This is a genomic window from Furfurilactobacillus rossiae DSM 15814, from assembly GCF_000428925.1.
In the GTDB taxonomy this organism is placed as follows: domain Bacteria; phylum Bacillota; class Bacilli; order Lactobacillales; family Lactobacillaceae; genus Furfurilactobacillus; species Furfurilactobacillus rossiae.
Map to the genome: position 1 here is coordinate 62,933 of NZ_AUAW01000012.1, position 15,786 is coordinate 78,718.

A 15,786-nucleotide genomic window follows, 5' to 3' on the forward strand; every position below is an offset into this window, starting at 1 on the left:
ATCATGGCTGAAACACATGTTACCAAAGTAGGGATTGTTGGTATTGGTTTTATTGGATCAGATCACTTACACCGTTTGACGAAAACTATTGCTAACGTGGATGTCACTGCTGTTTGTGATATTGTACCCGGAAAAGCGCAGAAAGAATTGGACCGACAGGGGCTAACTGCTCATGACTATTTGGATTATCACGATTTGGTTAACGACCCAGATGTTGACGTTGTTGTATGTACTGCGAATAACGAAGCCCACTACGAAATTGTAATGGCAGCTTTAAAAGCCGGTAAGTTCACATTCTGTGAAAAGCCATTGGCATTGGATGCAAAACAATGTTTGGACATCATTGCCGAAGAAAAGAAATATGGCAAACGGATGTTGCAGGTTGGATTCATGCGCCACTATGCACCTGAATATGTACAAATGAAGCAAATGATTGATGAGGGTAAAATTGGTGCGCCATTAATGATTGACGAACGCCATTACAACCAAACTCAGCCTGAAGAATATGATTCAAGTCGTTCAATTATTGAAACAGCAATTCACGAAATTGATTTGGATCACTGGCTAATCAATGATGACTATGCAAATATTCGTGTCTTTAGTCCAAAGCAAACTAAGTACGTTCAAAATGCTAAGATTCAAGACCCAATGATTGTCATGATGGAAACTAAGACTGGTATTAACATCATTATCGAAGTCTTTGTTCGTTGTCAGTATGGCTATGACATTAAGTGTGATGTCATTGGTGAAGAAGGGGTTCTGGAATTGCCAACGGTACCACAAGTTGCTACTCGTTTGAATGCTGAATACAGCACTGCCATTTTGACAGACTGGAAGGCTCGTTTCGAGAGTGCTTATGATATCGAATTCCGTGACTTTATTGACCATGTTTCACAAGAAGAATCACCAGTTGGTCCATCTGCATGGGATGGTTACATTGCTGCCGTTACTGCGGACGCTGCCATCACTTCATTGAACGATAAAGGTACTACCCAAGATTTGAGCTTCCCTGAAGCACCAGCTTTATACGCTGAAAAGTAACGGTTATGGATTCTTGGAGGAATTAGCCATGACAAAACAGACAAATCCGGTTCGCGTTGGAATTATTGGTTTAGGCCGTTTAGGCTCGAGGCATGCGCGCCACTTAACTGAGAAAATTCAAGGAGTTGACGTTGTTGCGGCATGTGCACTTGATAAAGATCAATTGCAATGGGCACACGATGATCTTGGGATTGAAAAAACATTCCTTGATTATAAGGAAATGATTGATCAGTCCAATTTGGACGCTGTGGTTATTGTTGCGCCGACACCTTTCCATCCAGAAATGACAACTTATGCTATGAATGCAGGATTACATGTCTTTTGCGAAAAACCACTTGGTCTTGACCTTGATGAAGTTCAAAGAATGGCAGATACCATTCACCAACACCCTAAGCAAATTTTTCAAAGTGGATTTATGCGCCGCTATGACAAGTCCTATCAGTACGCAAAGAAGATAGTTGATGAAGGCAAGATTGGTAAAATCATTTATATGCGCGGTTACGGAATTGATCCAATATCCGGAATGGAAAGCTTCAAGAAATTTGCATCTGAAGCTGACTCTGGCGGCATTTTCGTGGATATGAATATTCACGATGTTGATTTAATTCGATGGTTTACGCATCAGGAACCAGTTGAGGCATATGGATTAACTAGCAATATTGCCGCACCTGACTTGGCGGATATTGGAGAATTTGAAACTGGGGTCGCGCAGTTGAAAATGGATGGTGGCGTCATTGCTACTTTAATTGGTGGTCGCCACGCCGCACATGGCAATCAGGTCGAACTCGAAGTGATGGGCTCTAATGGTTGGCTTCGTGTTGGTGAACATCCAGATCTTAATCGCGTAACGGTCTTTAGTGAAAATGGCGTATCTAGACCATCCTTGCAGAGTTTTGGCGCTCGTTTCGATGAAGCCTTTTTAGATGAAGTCCAAGATTTTATCAGTAACATTGCAAAAGGCAAGCAGCCGGAGGTAACGGTTGAAGATGGTATCCGAGCTTTGAAGATTGCCAAGGCATGTCAGGAGTCCGCTAACACGGGAAAACTGGTAAATATTCCAAAGGGATGACCTATAACCTACTTATAAGAAAGAAGACACAATAATGGATCAAAGTCAGGACCAAAAATCACATGTTGGCTTTTTATGGGCCGCCACATTCATTTCTGCGATGGGATCACTCCTTTTTGGGTATGATACTGGGATTGTTAATGGGTCACTGCAGTTCATGGCCAAAGCACAGCAACTTGATTTAACATCCTTTCAACAGGGGATTGTTTCTTCAGGATTAACTTTAGGTGCCGCATTTGGAGCTATCTTTGGTGGGCCGTTAGCTGATAAAATTGGCCGCAAACGAATTTTAACTATCTTGGGAATTATTTTCGCAGTTGGAGCACTTGGTTGTGCATTCTCGACCAGTATTGTTGTGCTGATTATATTTAGATTTCTACTGGGTCTAGCAGTTGGCTCGGCCTCTGCAAATGTACCTGTTTATATTGCCGAAATCGCGCCATCTGAATTTCGAGGTAAAATGGTCACGACTGCTCAAGTTATGATTGTTTCTGGGCAGTTTATTGCATTTGGTGTTAATGCTGCTTTGACGCCACTTGGTGCAGGCAATGCTGCAATCTGGCGGTGGATGCTTGGACTTGGAACCATTCCTGGAATTATTTTGTGGTTGGGGATGTATCTTGTGCCTGAATCACCCAGATGGTTAGTATCGCAAAACAAAAACTCAAAGGCACTTGAAGTGTTGAAGAAGATTCGTTCTGCTGCATCAGTACCATCTGAAATGGCTGAAATTGAAGCCAAGGACAAGGCTGACAAGGAAGAAGCTGCCGAACAGGCCAGCTTTAAAGAATTATTCCAGACACGCTGGGTGCTACAAATCCTTATCACTGGGGCTATGTTAGGCATTATTCAACAATTTGCAGGGATTAATTCCATAATGTATTACGGTGGTAAGATTATTCAAGATTCAGGATTTAATCCAACGGTTGCTGCCATTTTGAATACCGGTAATGGACTACTGTCTGTTGTTGGTGCAGTTCTAGGGATGTTCACAATTGACTGGCTGGGTCGTAAAAAATTGGAGTATTCTGGATTAGTCATTTGTGCAACTACGCTAGTCATCGCCGGTATTATTCACTCGACAGTGCCAAATGCAAGCTGGGCAGGTATCACTATCGTTATCCTTGTTTACATTTACATTATTTTCTTCCAGGGTACTTTAGGGCCAGTTACTTGGCTGATCAATTCAGAAATTTTTCCACAGAGGTTCCGTGGTATTGGAACTGGAATTACCATCTTTATACTTTGGATTGGTAATTTCGTTGTTGGGTTATTATCCCCAGTACTACTGGATTGGAATATGTCATATACCTTTTATATATTCGCTGCATGCTGTGTTTTAGGAATAGTGTTTGTTCATATAAGGGTTCCTGAAACAAAGGGTGTACCTCTTGAAGAAATCGAAAAATATTTCAGATCTAAATACGATAAGTCTTATAAAGGGGATTCAAAATAGTAAAAGTCTTTACTATCGTCAATGAAGACGGCACAAGAAAGGTCAATCACAAATTTCTGTGATTGACCTTTCTTATATATGGGTATTGTAAATGTCGTCTTGGTAAAAAACGACTTTGATGTAATTACGCAGGATGTTTTTTCGAAATAGTCGAGCGAATTTCATCAAGAACTGTTTCTGCAGATTTGCCAAAATATTGTGCCGTTAGCATATACAAGCAATCGTTGATTGCCAATTGAGAGGTTAGTGATAGCAGTGCCTCAGAACGGTACCGAGAATCTTCAGAGATGGAGAAGAAGTCTACATTCCCGTATTCAGCTAAAGGTGAATTTGGAAAACTTGTAATAATGATTATTGGCACATGTTTAGATTTTAAGGCCTCAGCGATTTCAAGTGTGTCTGTATCATTTCCAGTATGCGAAATTACAACAGCACAGTCAGAATCAGACATTCGAGAGGCTTGCATTAAGGCCAAATGGTATTCGGTATCATGCAGAACGTTTAAGGGTACTCGTAGAAATTTGTGATAGGCGTCAAGAGCCACAATGTTTGATCCACCGAGACCAAAGAATTCCAATTTTTTAGCGTGGACGATGAGATTTACGGCTTTTTCCAAGTCTTTTTCATCCATTAAATCGAATGTGCCATTTAGAGTTTCGATGTTTGCATCGAGCGTTTTTTTAGCAACCATCTTTGGCGTGTCAGTGTCAGCAACTTCTTGAATGGTGGGTGCGCTTTTACTCATTTGATTTGAAAGTGCCCATTTAAGCTGTGAGTAATTAGTGTAACCTAATTGTTTTGCAAAACGCGAAATTGTGGCGACAGAAACGTGGCAGTCTCCAGCAAGTTCAGTAACGGTTTTGGAGGAAGCATTAGTTTGGTTGGCGAGAAAATAGTCTGCGATGCTCTTGCTACTGCGTCCAAGGGACGGGTAGATGTCTTTAATCCGGTCAAAGATGTTTAATTCCATTTGTTTTTATCTTCCTTAATTCATAAAACTAATGATTTGTAGTGTGACATAACGATAACATGACAATTTAAAATTTTCTAGCTTGCAATGAAAGCGGTTTCGACTATAATAGTAAATGTAAAAAGCAATCATTTCTAATTAATAATTTATGACGTTATTTTACATTATGGAGGTAAAGATTATGGACACCGATCCAAAACTTTCTGTTGATGAAGTGCAGTTAAAGGCACATGCATCAAACTGGGAAGAAGCAATTCAGGTTGCTGCCAAGCCGTTAGTAGACGGCAAAAAAATCACTAATGATTACGTTACAGCAATGATTGATTCCGTTAAAAAATTAGGCCCTTACATTGTGATTGCACCAGGATTGGCTCTTGGTCATGCACGACCGTCAGAAGCTGTGCATCAAACAGGGTTCGCAATTGCAACGTTAGCGGAACCCGTGAAGTTTGGAAATAAAGACAACGATCCAGTTGATCTGGTGGTTATCCTTGCTTCTACAAGTGATACAGCCCACCTTTCATTGTTGCAAAAGATTGTTATGTTTTTGAATGACAGTCAAAACTTAGAAACTTTGCGTCGTGCGAAAACACGAGAAGACGCAAAGCATATTGCTGAACAGATCAACGGGGGCGATCAGTAATGCAAGTGATTAATTTCTTGGTTTATCAGGTTTTGAGTAACGAAACTATTTTTCTTGGCTTGGTAGCGTTGGTTGGATTATTGCTCCAACGCAAAAAGTTTCCGCAGGTTGTTGATGGCACAGTTAAAACTGTTATTGGATTAACCGTTTTATCTTCTGGTGCCGGAATTTTAATTACTTCTCTATCGCCAGTGGTCACGAAGTTGAACTCAACGCTTCATGTTAAAGGGGTTCTACCAACTAACGATGCTGTCTTTGGCGTGGTACTTCGCTTTAGCAGTATTGCAAAGAACACGGTTATCACTTTCCTATTGGCATTCTTCCTCCATTTGGTATTAGTAAGAATTTCATCAGGAAAGAATTTTAAGAACGCCTATTTAACCGCTCACCTAATGCTTTACCACGCAGCGTTTATGAATGTTACGTTGCCAGTTGTATTACATACCAACGGTTTTTGGACGATTGTTGTTGGGACGGTTCTGAACGCGGTCTACTACACGTATTCACCTGCAATTCCAAGAATCATTTCACGACCATGGATGCATGATGTGTCCACGTTAGGGTTTATGGATCAGGTTGGGTCGTTGGTTGCTCACTTTATTGGTAAATGGTTTGGTAGTTCCAAACCTGAACAGGATGCCGATAATATGAAGTTGCCTAAATGGGCCTCAATGTTCCGAGACAATACGATTGTTCTGTTCTTCTTAATGCCAATTATCTTTGTTGGAATCGGATTAGCTGTTGGTCCTGCAGGAATCCAACAACTTGCAGGGAAAGGTCCTGATGCTACGAACTGGATTATGTGGTTAATTCTACAAGGATTCACGTTTACAGCTGGGATTGTTATCTTACTTTCTGGTGTGCGGATGTTTATTGGTTCGATTGTGCCAGCATTTAAAGGGATTTCTGATAAATTCCTTCCTGGCGCGATTCCTGCCTTGGATGCGCCAACCATCTTCCCTTATTCACCAATGGGTGGGATGTTTGGTTTCCTTGGTTCGACTGTTGGTTGTATTCTAATCACGTTTGCCACAATTATTTTCAAATCTCCTGTTATCGTGTTCCCAAGTCCAATCATTATGTACTTTGACGGTAATGTCATGGGTGTATTTGGTAATAAGGCTGGTGGTTGGCGTGGTGCCATTATGGCCGGATTTATCACTGGTATGATTTCATCAGCTGCCGTCATTCTGTTCTATCCACTTACTGGTGCTGTGTACGGCAGTGGGTTGACGTGGTCAAACATCGACTATGCTCTTGTTTGGATGCCACTTATGTACCTGCTAAAGTTCATTCGCACCGCGATTGTTGGTTTTATTCTGTAATTTAAACGCAAACGAAATTTGGAGGAAATATCATGAAAATTATTGCTGTATGTGGTTTAGGTGTTGGATCAAGTGTTATTGCAAAGATGAACATTGAAAGTATTTTGTCTGAAGAAGGTAAAGATGAGGTTGATGTAGACACTGTTGATTTAGGCAGTATTCGAAGTGCTCCAGCTGACATTTATGTAACGACGCGGGAATTGTTTGAAGATTTTCCTGAAGAAGATAAAGAAAAGACCATCGTTTTGACAAACTTTGTGGACAAAAACGATATTAAGGCCCACTTAGATCCAAAAATGGCGGAATTAGAGAATAAGTAAGGAACGTGGGGAAAATGTCAGTTGATAATGTAAATGATGTCACAGAACAAACATGGAAAGATGAAGTGTTTCCAGAGTGGGGAACGTGGTTAAACGAAGAAATTGATCGCACTGAGGTACCACAAAACAAGTTTGAAATGTGGTGGTTAGTTAATATGGGCATTTGGCTTAAGTCTGATCAGCAGACGAGTGTTGCCATTGATTTGTGGTGCGGTACTGGTAAAACAACACATGACAAGGCTGACATGTCACCACGTCATCAGTGGTCCCGTTTGACCGGTGGCCGTAAAATTCAGCCTAACTTACGGGCTCAGCCAATGGTCATTAATCCGTTTGCAATTCATCATCTGGACGCATATCTTGTGACGCATTTTCACCATGACCACATTGACATGAATGTGGCTGCGGCCATTTTGCAAAACGTAAAGGAGCCAATTCCATTTATTGGGCCTAAAGATGTTGTTGATCAGTGGCTTGACTGGGGTGTTCCGGCTGACCGGTGTCGTATCGTTAAACCCGGGGATGTCATCAAAGTAAAGGACATTGAAATCGATGTGACAGATTCCTTTGACCGCTCGGTGTTAATTACTGATCCCGACGAAAAAGATCTGCCTGATGATAAACAGGTGCCTGATATGGATGCTCGAGCCGTTAATTATGTTTTGAAAACTGATGCAGGCACCGTATACGATGCTGCCGATTCACACTTTTCATCTTACTTTGCTAAACATGGTAAGGACTTTGACGTCGATGTCGCAATTGTGGCATATGGAGAAAATCCAATCGGTGTCCAAGACAAAATGACTTCCGTAGATGTTCTACGGACTGCAGAAGACTTAAATACAAAAATTGTCATTCCGCTACATTGGGATGTATGGTCAAACATGCTTGGAGACCCGAGTGAAGTTGAAGCATTGTGGGAAATGCGTAAAGAGAGGTTGGATTATAAATTCCATCCATTCTCTTGGTTACCAGGTGGACGATTTGTTTATCCTGACGACCAAGATAAACTGGAATATTATCATGATCGTGGATTTAAGGATCGTTATACTCATCCGATTAATCTACCATACAAGTCATTCTTGTAATCACTAAAGTAAATATTGAAAGATCTCTTTCTGAGGAAGTCGGAATGAAATTACAGGTCGCAATTGATCGTAAGTCGTTAACCGAAACCGAGCAGCTAGTCCGAAGCTTGAATGGTGTCGCCGATATCATTGAGTTTGGTACATCGCTGATTAAAGATTTTGGTTTTAATGATGTCAGTAAACTTGCACAGTTGGCTCGTCACAGTCGTGTATTGTATGACATTAAGACTGTTGATGAAGGCGCCTATGAATTTCATTCCGGCTTTTATTATGGCGCCGATTATCTAACAGTCATGGGCTCAGCGTCTCCGTCGACAATTGCTTTATGTTATAAGGAAACTAATGCGATTCAGCACATGATGATTGACTTGACTGATGTGCCTTAGAATCAAGTCGCAAAAATTGATACTTTCGATAATGCCGTTTATTTGGTTCATCACAATAATGATCTTGGTACCAAAATTGACGCACCCGAAATGGTCGCTAATTTTCATCAATTACATCCTAAAGTGAAGCATATCGCTGTAGCTGGCGGAATTGATTTAGACAATGCTCAGAGACTTAGGAAACAAGGTATCGCAGAGATAGTTATTGTTGGTGGGAAAATAAGCAGCGCAATGTTTGCTGAGGGAGCCGCTAGATCCTTTCGAGAAATCCTAAAGTGATAATTTATTGCTGAGGCAATTTGAACTAGAGAAGAGATAACCAAAATGGTTGTCTCTTTTATTTTGGTTTGAAAATTCATGGACTTTAGTAAACGTTTCCAATCCTTAAATAAAGGGATTTACTTAAACAAAAACAATAAAAAACATGGTTATCTCCTTACTTTTTGTTATGATGATATGGTAAAAGTTTTACTAATAGGCATTTCATGTGATGAAAGTTTGGTGACAACTGTGGGTAAACGAGTAACTATCAAAGATGTGGCTGAAGCAGCAGAACTATCAATTACGGCTGTTTCTCAAATATTGAATGGTAAAGGAGAACGATTTCCCAAAGCCACCAGAGATCGTGTAATGGCCGTGAGAGATAAACTCGGCTACGTTCCAAACTTTAATGCAAGAAGTATGATTAATCACTCAATGAAGACTGTTGGTATCATCGTGCCTAATCTTGTTAACCCTTTTTTCAGTACTTTCCTGAGGGGTATTCAAAGTGCAATGTATGAGAGTGAGTGCGTGCCGATTATTTTGTCGGCAGATCACAACGAGACCCTAGAAAGGTATTATCTAAAAACATTCATTGAGCGCGGCGTTGATGGTGTCATCATTGCGGGATCGGCGATTGAGAATAAAGGAATTAAGGACTTATTACAACCGATTCACATTTCATATCTGTTATTTGACCAAGCCGATCCCATAAGTGGCGGGGATCAAATAATTGTGAACGATGAGCACGGTGGTGAACTGGCCACATCCCATTTGATTCATGCTGGACACAGAAAAATTGCCGTTGTGATACCAGAGCAGCCATCACAAAATGTGAAATTAAGATTGGCAGGTTATCGGCATACACTTGAGCAAAATCAGATTTCGTTTGATCCTAAGTTGATTTTTCCGACGGGGCTTTCGAAAATGGGTGGTCGACAAATCGCCGCTGATATTATCAAATCCAAGGCAACGGCCGTCTTTAGTACTAACGATGAGATGGCCATTGGGCTAATTCGGGGATTGCAGGAAGCAGACGTGCGAGTGCCCGAGGATGTTTCAGTGGTCGGATATGATGACATTGACTTAGACGATTATGTAACACCACGATTAACAACAATTCATCAACCGATTTACGACATGGGCGTGTGGGCCTGTCAAATGATTATGAGTCGCTTGAGCACACCGGAATTGAGTCCACAACTTAAGATGGTTGACGTTAGTTTGAAGGAACGTAACTCGGTTAAAAGATTGTGAATTACCAAAATATGACATCTCGATATTAGGCTTGGTTAACTATTTCTTTCCAAATGTATAGGTCACTTGTGTCCTATCATTTAGGAAGATTTTTTTGTCTAGATTGCTGGTGTATAAACAAAATTTCTAAATTTGAGTACGAAGTGTTGTAAACGCTTACATAAATTGGTATCCTATACGAGTGAAGCACGTAAATCGTTTTACTGGATTTTTTCACAAACATTAATCGAAGGGTGGTTCAACGTTTCAAATGAAGAAAACAACAGTTATCAATTCAGATTTATCGCGTGTTATTGCACAAATGGGGCATTTTGATACGCTGGCAGTTGGCGATGCAGGAATGCCAGTGCCTGCTGGGACAGAGAAGATTGATTTGGCGGTTACTAAGAACCTGCCAAGTTTTATCGATGTGCTGAAAAACATCTTAAGTGAACTTCAAGTACAACGGATTTTTCTGGCAGAAGAAATGAAGACTCAAAATCCGAAACAACTAACGGCGGTTAAAGAATTATTACCAAACGTTGAGATTCAATTCATTCCGCACGATCAGATGAAGGCAGATCTTAGCAAGGCGCATGCATTTGTACGGACAGGGGAAATGACGCCGTATTCAAATATTATTCTTGAGAGTGGCGTAACCTTTTAGGGGAGGCAAAATCACAGATGGAAATTGACATGCAACATATTTCTAAAGCGTTTGGTCCTAACGTCGTTTTAAAAGACGTTAACTTTTCCGTTAAGGGCGGAGAGGTCCATGCGTTGATGGGAGAAAACGGTGCAGGCAAGTCGACAATGATGAATATCTTGACGGGCTTATTGGAGCCTAACGGTGGTTCAATCAAAGTTGACGGTAAAGAAACACATTTTGCTAGCGCGTTGGAAGCGGAACAGCATGGCATCAGCTTTATTCATCAAGAAATGAATAATTTTGGTGAAATGCCGATTCTAGACAACATGTTTTTGAACAAGGAAATTAAGACGCGGTTTGGCTTTATCGACAACGTAAAAATGAAAGCGATTGCACAGAAATCACTAGCCAAGCTTGATGTGAAACTAGACTTAAATCAGCCAATTGGCAATTTATCTGTTGGACAACAGCAAATGATTGAAATTGCGAAGTCTTTAATGACAGATGCTAAAATCATTATCATGGATGAACCTACGGCTGCCCTGACAGAAAATGAAATTGGCAAGTTGTTTGACGTGATTAAGTCACTTAAAGCACAGGGTGTGGGTATTATTTATATTTCACACAGAATGGAAGAGCTTTTTGAAATCTCCGACCGTGTGACTGTTATGCGTGACGGACTAACGATTAACACGTACAACACAAAGGAAACCAACGTTAAGCAAATCGTTCACGACATGGTTGGTCGAGATATGGGTGACTTTTATCCTGACCGTCATCCCAAGTTTGGCAAAGTCATGTTAGAAACCAACAAGTTAACACGTGAAGGTGTCTTTAAAGATATTAGTTTCAGCGTGCGTTCTGGGGAAATCCTCGCCTTTTCTGGATTAATGGGCGCAGGGCGAACGGAAGTCATGCGTGCCATTTTTGGCATTGACAAACTTGATTCAGGGACAATCACGGTAAATGGAAAGCAAGTCAAGATCTCAAATCCAAGTGATGCTATCAAGGATAATATTGGATTTTTAACTGAAGATCGCAAATCTGAAGGGCTTATTCTGGACGACAGTATTGCTGACAACATCGATCTGCCAAGCATTGAGGGATTCGTCAAGCACGGCATGATTGATCGTAAGGCTGACAGGGATTTTGTTAACTTGCTGATGAAGCGACTGACCGTCAAAGCAAATAGTGCTGAAGATGAAGCAGGCAGTTTGTCTGGTGGTAACCAACAGAAAGTTGTTTTGGCTAAGTGGGTTGGTTCCGGATCGCAAGTGCTAATTTTGGATGAGCCAACTCGTGGGGTCGATGTTGGTGCTAAACGTGAAATCTATGATTTGATGAACGAACTAACAGATCGTGGAACTGCCATTATCATGGTTTCTAGTGATCTTGATGAAGTACTCGGTTTTTCAGATAACATTGCCGTACTGTATGAAGGAAAGCTAATGGGGGTTGTGCCAACTGCTACCGCGACCCAAGAGAGTGTTATGACATTAGCAACGGGAGGAGAAAACTAATGGATAACCAAACAGAAACAAAGCGTCACTTTAGCTTTGGCGACTTTTATTCGAAACTTGGTCCGCTGGTCGCCCTGATCGTTCTAATTGTGCTTGTATCAATTTTGAATTTTTCGTTTCTTGATCCACTGAACTTATTGAATTTACTTCGCCAAGTCTCCATTAACGCGTTAATTGCCTTTGGGATGGAATTTGTTATCCTGACTGGTGGAATTGACCTATCTGTTGGATCGATTCTAGCGTTAAGTGGTGCGTTTACCGCACAGTTAGTATTGATGGGTGTACCGTCGTTTATCGCCTTCCTGATTGGGATGGTTACCGGTGGTATCTTTGGTGCATTGAACGGTGTCTTAATTGCTTATGGTAAAGCAGCACCGTTTATCGCAACGTTGGCGACACAAACAATTTTCCGTGGTGCAACGTATGTGTTTACTAAAGGTAACCCAATTACAGGTGCCAAGATGAGCAATAACTTTGGCTTCCAATTTTTTGGTCAAGGTTACTTATTCGGTATTCCATTCCCTGTCTACATTATGGTATTGTTCTACATCCTTGCGTTTATTCTGTTACACCGGACAACGTTTGGTCGTAAGACTTACGCCTTGGGTGGTAACCCTCGTGCTGCTTTTGTTGCTGGTGTTAAGAACAATAAAATGATCATTTGGATCTACACTCTGGCAGGTTTTCTTTCTGCGGTTGCTGGGATGATCTTAACGTCACGTCTGGCATCTGCTCAGCCTGATGCAGGGGTGGCCTACGAAATGGATGCCATTGCCGCCGTTGTGTTAGGTGGAACGAGTCTAGCAGGTGGTAAAGGTAAGATGTTCGGAACGTTGATTGGTGCCTTAATTATCGGGGTCCTAAACAACGGTATGAATTTACTTGGAATTTCGAGTTTCTATCAACAGATCGTTAAAGGGATCGTGATCCTGGTCGCTGTCCTGCTCGATCGTAAGCAGGCCAAAGCCTAGGGAGGGGTACTCATGAAAAAGGGTAAACGATATGTACTTGTTCTAGTTGCATTGTTTGCATTGAGTTCAATTATTTTAACCGGGTGTAAAGCAGTCTCATTAACACCGCCAACATTCGGTGGCACGCACACTACCAAGAAATCAAAGGACAAGCTGAAGGTTGGGGTATCACTCTCAACATTGAGCAACCCGTTCTTCATTTCTGTTCGTAACGGGATTAATGACGTTGCCAAACAAAATGGCACTAAAACTGAAGTGTTTGATGCACAAAATGATAGTTCCAAACAATCCAGCGACATTGAAGATCTGATTCAGAAGAAGGTTGATGTTATCATCATTAACCCTGTTGACTCAGATGCCATTGTTCCTGCTGTTAAGGATGCAAACAACGCTGGTATTCCAGTTATCGCCTGTGATCGTGGGTCTAACGGTGGGAAACTACTGACGACGGTTGCTTCTGATAACGTTAAAGCCGGTAAGATGGCTGCTCAATACATGATGAGTAAAGTGCCAAAGGGCGGTCAGGTTGCTGAACTTGAAGGGACGCCTGGTGCGGATGCTGCTATTCAACGTGGTAAAGGATTCAATACCGCTGCCAAGAACAATCTGAAGATTGTGACGAAGCAAAGTGCAGATTTTGATCGTGCTAAAGGACTTTCCGTTATGGAAAACATTTTGCAGGCTCACTCATCTATCCAAGGTGTGTTTGCCCAAAATGATGAAATGGCACTCGGGGCCGTTAAAGCCATTAACAATCCTGATCTAGTTGTTGTTTCCATTGATGGTGAACCTCAAGGATTAACTGCTGTTAAGCAGGGTAAGATTTCTGGTATTATTGCCCAGTCACCAGAAGTTGAAGGACAGTTGGCCATCAAGGCTGCCTATGCACACTATCAAGGCAAGTCAGTACCTAAGCACACAACGTCACCAATTCACTTGGTTACGAAAGAAAATGTGTCTAAGTATAAATAGTCAGATGAATAACATTAAGGGGTAAATGATGTAATTCATTTCAACGGCATCGGTGATTTGTTTCTTAAAATCATCGATGCTATTTTTTGCGTTAGGTTCATAGCAACTAGTGATGCGGTGATGTGGGATCTGGTGTCAATTTGACAAACTAAAAAGGCCTTGGCAGAAAGCCCAAGAACCTTTGCGAAGAGATAAATCACATAAAACATAACGGAGTATGGCTGGTATTAAACTGTTATAGCGTTTTTATCGTTGTTTGTTGCTTCAGTGTAAGCATGCATATAAGCTTCGGCATTTGCAGTAACAGCGTCATAGTCGTCATTTTTTGCTGGGCCAACAAGGCCCCCACCCGCCCCAACAACAACAGCCCCCGCTTTAATCCAATCCTTCAAATTATCAGTGTTAACACCTCCAGAAGGCATTACATTAAGATACGGAAACGGTCCTTTGAATTCGGAAATTGCCATTGGTGTGGCTAATGCACCAGGAAATAGTTTGACAACCTCTGATCCATACTGCAAGGCTGTTTGTGCTTCGGTTGGTGTGAATATACCTGGCACGTACGGAATTTGATATAGGTTGCACATTTTTGCTACGTCAGTATCAAATGTTGGACTGACTATAAACTGAGCTCCTGCTATAATAGCGAGCCGAGCCGAGGTTGCATCAAGCACTGTTCCAGCACCAATAAGAGCATCGACACCATGCTTTTCAACTAGTTTACCGATTACTGTATCTGCATGAGGGACAGTGTAAGTTAGTTCTATTCCTCGAACACCACCGGCAATGACTGCGTCTGCAATTTTAACTGCTTTTTCTGCAGTTTCAGCGCGAACGACCGAAACAACACCTACCTCTGTCAGTTTCTTTAGTAGTTTTTCACGCTTCATATTTTTTCTCCCACTTGTCTATTATTCTTTTCATAGAATCTCTTTAATTCTTTTCTCGTCGGATACCCATCGTTATCTCCACGCGATTCCACTGCTAATGCACCTATTGCACATGCTCGTTTCACAGCCTCTTTAATTTCTTTGCCCTCTAATAGCGCTGAAATGATGCCCACTGCAAAGCCATCACCTGCACCGACTGTATCAATAACACTGTTTACGTGAAATCCGGCAACGGTGTATGCAGGTCTGTTTCTTTCTTTGACGAATGCTCCATCAGGACCAAGTTTAACAACGACCGTTTGCGTAATTGAACTCTGATTTAGGTAAAAATTAGCGATGTCCACTGGGTCGTCTGATCCCATTAGCATTTGTCCTTCATGGATGCCTGGCATAACAACTGTTCCATGTTTTGCTAATTCATTAGTCGTAGCTATCATAGTGTTCTCTGATTGCCACAGGGAAGGGCGAAGATTGGGATCGAACGTTATGACACAGTTCTCATTTTCGACTTTAGCGATTAATTCCTTAGTTGCGGCTAATGATTGCGGTGATAGAGCAGCAAATATGCCACTGATATGTGTGATTCTGGTATCAGTTAAATCAACATGTGCTAAGTTCTCTTTGTCATAGTTGGCGGCGGCTGAATTTTTTCTGAAATAGTACGTTTGTGGGTCGCCATGGCTAACGCGCTGTTTTAAGTAGAATCCAGTCCATAGTTTAGAATTTATTTTAATGTGTGTTGTGTCAATTCCTGATAAACGAATGGAATCAAGGATGTATTGACCAAAAGGGTCATTGCCAATTGCCGAAACAAAACTGGTGGAGTGTCCTAAACGTCGAACACCGGTGGCAACATTTAATTCGGCTCCGGCCAAAAAGCGATTGAAATGACTAACGTCCGCTAGCTCTTGATTGATATCCTGGGAGGCTAAAACGACCATTGGTTCTCCAATTGTAAGAAATTCACTCATTATCAAATCACTCCAGCA

16 protein-coding genes are annotated in these 15,786 nt (G+C 41.5%); 13 read left to right on the top strand and 3 right to left on the bottom strand.

Annotated features, from left to right (window positions below; all coding sequences use genetic code 11):
* Nucleotides 1–3: 3 nt before the first annotated feature.
* The 3 genes from G400_RS0108735 to G400_RS0108745 are packed head-to-tail and all read left to right on the top strand — an operon-like array spanning nt 4 to nt 3,566.
* Nucleotides 4–1,041: a Gfo/Idh/MocA family protein gene (locus tag G400_RS0108735; RefSeq protein WP_017260705.1), complete on the top strand. Its 1,038-nt coding sequence runs from the start codon at nt 4–6 to the stop codon at nt 1,039–1,041.
* Nucleotides 1,042–1,069: 28 nt separating this feature from the next.
* Nucleotides 1,070–2,110, top strand: coding sequence for a Gfo/Idh/MocA family oxidoreductase (locus G400_RS0108740; RefSeq protein ID WP_017260706.1), 1,041 nt, complete (start codon nt 1,070–1,072; stop codon nt 2,108–2,110).
* Between the two features lie 34 nt (nt 2,111–2,144).
* Nucleotides 2,145–3,566, top strand: coding sequence for a sugar porter family MFS transporter (locus G400_RS0108745; protein ID WP_017260707.1), 1,422 nt, complete (start codon nt 2,145–2,147; stop codon nt 3,564–3,566).
* 124 nt (nt 3,567–3,690) lie between these two features.
* On the opposite strand, the gene G400_RS0108750 is transcribed toward G400_RS0108745, so the two are convergent.
* Nucleotides 3,691–4,536 (bottom strand): MurR/RpiR family transcriptional regulator, encoded by an 846-nt coding sequence (locus G400_RS0108750; protein ID WP_017260708.1) that lies wholly within the window; start codon nt 4,534–4,536, stop codon nt 3,691–3,693.
* A gap of 181 nt (nt 4,537–4,717) precedes the next feature.
* On the opposite strand from G400_RS0108750, the gene G400_RS0108755 reads away from it, so the two are divergent.
* From G400_RS0108755 to G400_RS0108800, 10 genes are all read left to right on the top strand, one after another.
* Nucleotides 4,718–5,179 (top strand): PTS sugar transporter subunit IIA, encoded by a 462-nt coding sequence (locus G400_RS0108755; RefSeq protein ID WP_017260709.1) that lies wholly within the window; start codon nt 4,718–4,720, stop codon nt 5,177–5,179.
* Nucleotides 5,179–6,504 (top strand): PTS ascorbate transporter subunit IIC, encoded by a 1,326-nt coding sequence (locus tag G400_RS0108760; RefSeq protein ID WP_017260710.1) that lies wholly within the window; start codon nt 5,179–5,181, stop codon nt 6,502–6,504. The genes G400_RS0108755 and G400_RS0108760 overlap by 1 nt, the downstream gene beginning before the upstream one ends.
* Before the next feature lie 32 nt (nt 6,505–6,536).
* The gene (locus tag G400_RS0108765) at nt 6,537–6,824 is read left to right on the top strand and encodes a PTS sugar transporter subunit IIB (protein ID WP_017260711.1); all 288 of its coding nucleotides are present in this window, start codon (nt 6,537–6,539) and stop codon (nt 6,822–6,824) included.
* Nucleotides 6,825–6,838: 14 nt separating this feature from the next.
* Nucleotides 6,839–7,912: an L-ascorbate 6-phosphate lactonase gene (gene ulaG / locus G400_RS0108770; protein ID WP_017260712.1), complete on the top strand. Its 1,074-nt coding sequence runs from the start codon at nt 6,839–6,841 to the stop codon at nt 7,910–7,912.
* Nucleotides 7,913–7,956: 44 nt separating this feature from the next.
* Nucleotides 7,957–8,298 (top strand): orotidine 5'-phosphate decarboxylase / HUMPS family protein, encoded by a 342-nt coding sequence (locus G400_RS16455; RefSeq protein ID WP_017260713.1) that lies wholly within the window; start codon nt 7,957–7,959, stop codon nt 8,296–8,298.
* 510 nt (nt 8,299–8,808) lie between these two features.
* Nucleotides 8,809–9,816, top strand: coding sequence for a ribose utilization transcriptional repressor RbsR (rbsR, locus tag G400_RS0108780; protein ID WP_026017031.1), 1,008 nt, complete (start codon nt 8,809–8,811; stop codon nt 9,814–9,816).
* Between the two features lie 250 nt (nt 9,817–10,066).
* Complete coding sequence (gene rbsD, locus G400_RS0108785; protein WP_017260716.1) at nt 10,067–10,462, top strand: D-ribose pyranase; 396 nt, start codon at nt 10,067–10,069, stop codon at nt 10,460–10,462.
* A 17-nt stretch (nt 10,463–10,479) separates the two neighbouring features.
* Nucleotides 10,480–11,964, top strand: a complete 1,485-nt coding sequence (locus G400_RS0108790) for a sugar ABC transporter ATP-binding protein (RefSeq protein WP_017260717.1) — start codon at nt 10,480–10,482, stop codon at nt 11,962–11,964.
* Complete coding sequence (locus G400_RS0108795; RefSeq protein WP_017260718.1) at nt 11,964–12,935, top strand: ABC transporter permease subunit; 972 nt, start codon at nt 11,964–11,966, stop codon at nt 12,933–12,935. The genes G400_RS0108790 and G400_RS0108795 overlap by 1 nt, the downstream gene beginning before the upstream one ends.
* Before the next feature lie 12 nt (nt 12,936–12,947).
* Nucleotides 12,948–13,907 carry a substrate-binding domain-containing protein gene (locus tag G400_RS0108800; protein ID WP_017260719.1) on the top strand — a complete coding sequence of 320 codons (960 nt, stop codon included), beginning with the start codon at nt 12,948–12,950 and terminating at the stop codon, nt 13,905–13,907.
* Between the two features lie 227 nt (nt 13,908–14,134).
* On the opposite strand, the gene G400_RS0108805 is transcribed toward G400_RS0108800, so the two are convergent.
* Both G400_RS0108805 and G400_RS0108810 read right to left on the bottom strand, forming a co-directional pair.
* The gene (locus G400_RS0108805; protein ID WP_017260720.1) at nt 14,135–14,797 is read right to left on the bottom strand and encodes a bifunctional 2-keto-4-hydroxyglutarate aldolase/2-keto-3-deoxy-6-phosphogluconate aldolase; all 663 of its coding nucleotides are present in this window, start codon (nt 14,795–14,797) and stop codon (nt 14,135–14,137) included.
* Entirely contained in the window at nt 14,794–15,768 is a 975-nt protein-coding gene (locus G400_RS0108810) for a sugar kinase (protein WP_017260721.1), read from the bottom strand. Before G400_RS0108810 ends, G400_RS0108805 begins: the two co-directional genes overlap by 4 nt.
* Between the last annotated feature and the right edge of the window lie 18 nt (nt 15,769–15,786).

Excerpts from the sequence above, each read along its gene's own strand:
- G400_RS0108805 (WP_017260720.1), bottom strand. The coding sequence starts at position 14,797 with ATGAAGCGTGAAAAACTACTAAAGAAACTGACAGAGGTAGGTGTTGTT.
- G400_RS0108800 (WP_017260719.1), top strand. The coding sequence starts at position 12,948 with ATGAAAAAGGGTAAACGATATGTACTTGTTCTAGTTGCATTGTTTGCA.
- G400_RS0108810 (WP_017260721.1), bottom strand. The coding sequence starts at position 15,768 with ATGAGTGAATTTCTTACAATTGGAGAACCAATGGTCGTTTTAGCCTCC.
- ulaG (WP_017260712.1), top strand. The coding sequence starts at position 6,839 with ATGTCAGTTGATAATGTAAATGATGTCACAGAACAAACATGGAAAGAT.
- G400_RS0108745 (WP_017260707.1), top strand. The coding sequence starts at position 2,145 with ATGGATCAAAGTCAGGACCAAAAATCACATGTTGGCTTTTTATGGGCC.
- G400_RS0108760 (WP_017260710.1), top strand. The coding sequence starts at position 5,179 with ATGCAAGTGATTAATTTCTTGGTTTATCAGGTTTTGAGTAACGAAACT.
- G400_RS16455 (WP_017260713.1), top strand. The coding sequence starts at position 7,957 with ATGAAATTACAGGTCGCAATTGATCGTAAGTCGTTAACCGAAACCGAG.
- G400_RS0108755 (WP_017260709.1), top strand. The coding sequence starts at position 4,718 with ATGGACACCGATCCAAAACTTTCTGTTGATGAAGTGCAGTTAAAGGCA.
- G400_RS0108750 (WP_017260708.1), bottom strand. The coding sequence starts at position 4,536 with ATGGAATTAAACATCTTTGACCGGATTAAAGACATCTACCCGTCCCTT.
- G400_RS0108765 (WP_017260711.1), top strand. The coding sequence starts at position 6,537 with ATGAAAATTATTGCTGTATGTGGTTTAGGTGTTGGATCAAGTGTTATT.
- rbsD (WP_017260716.1), top strand. The coding sequence starts at position 10,067 with ATGAAGAAAACAACAGTTATCAATTCAGATTTATCGCGTGTTATTGCA.
- G400_RS0108790 (WP_017260717.1), top strand. The coding sequence starts at position 10,480 with ATGGAAATTGACATGCAACATATTTCTAAAGCGTTTGGTCCTAACGTC.
- G400_RS0108740 (WP_017260706.1), top strand. The coding sequence starts at position 1,070 with ATGACAAAACAGACAAATCCGGTTCGCGTTGGAATTATTGGTTTAGGC.
- G400_RS0108735 (WP_017260705.1), top strand. The coding sequence starts at position 4 with ATGGCTGAAACACATGTTACCAAAGTAGGGATTGTTGGTATTGGTTTT.
- G400_RS0108795 (WP_017260718.1), top strand. The coding sequence starts at position 11,964 with ATGGATAACCAAACAGAAACAAAGCGTCACTTTAGCTTTGGCGACTTT.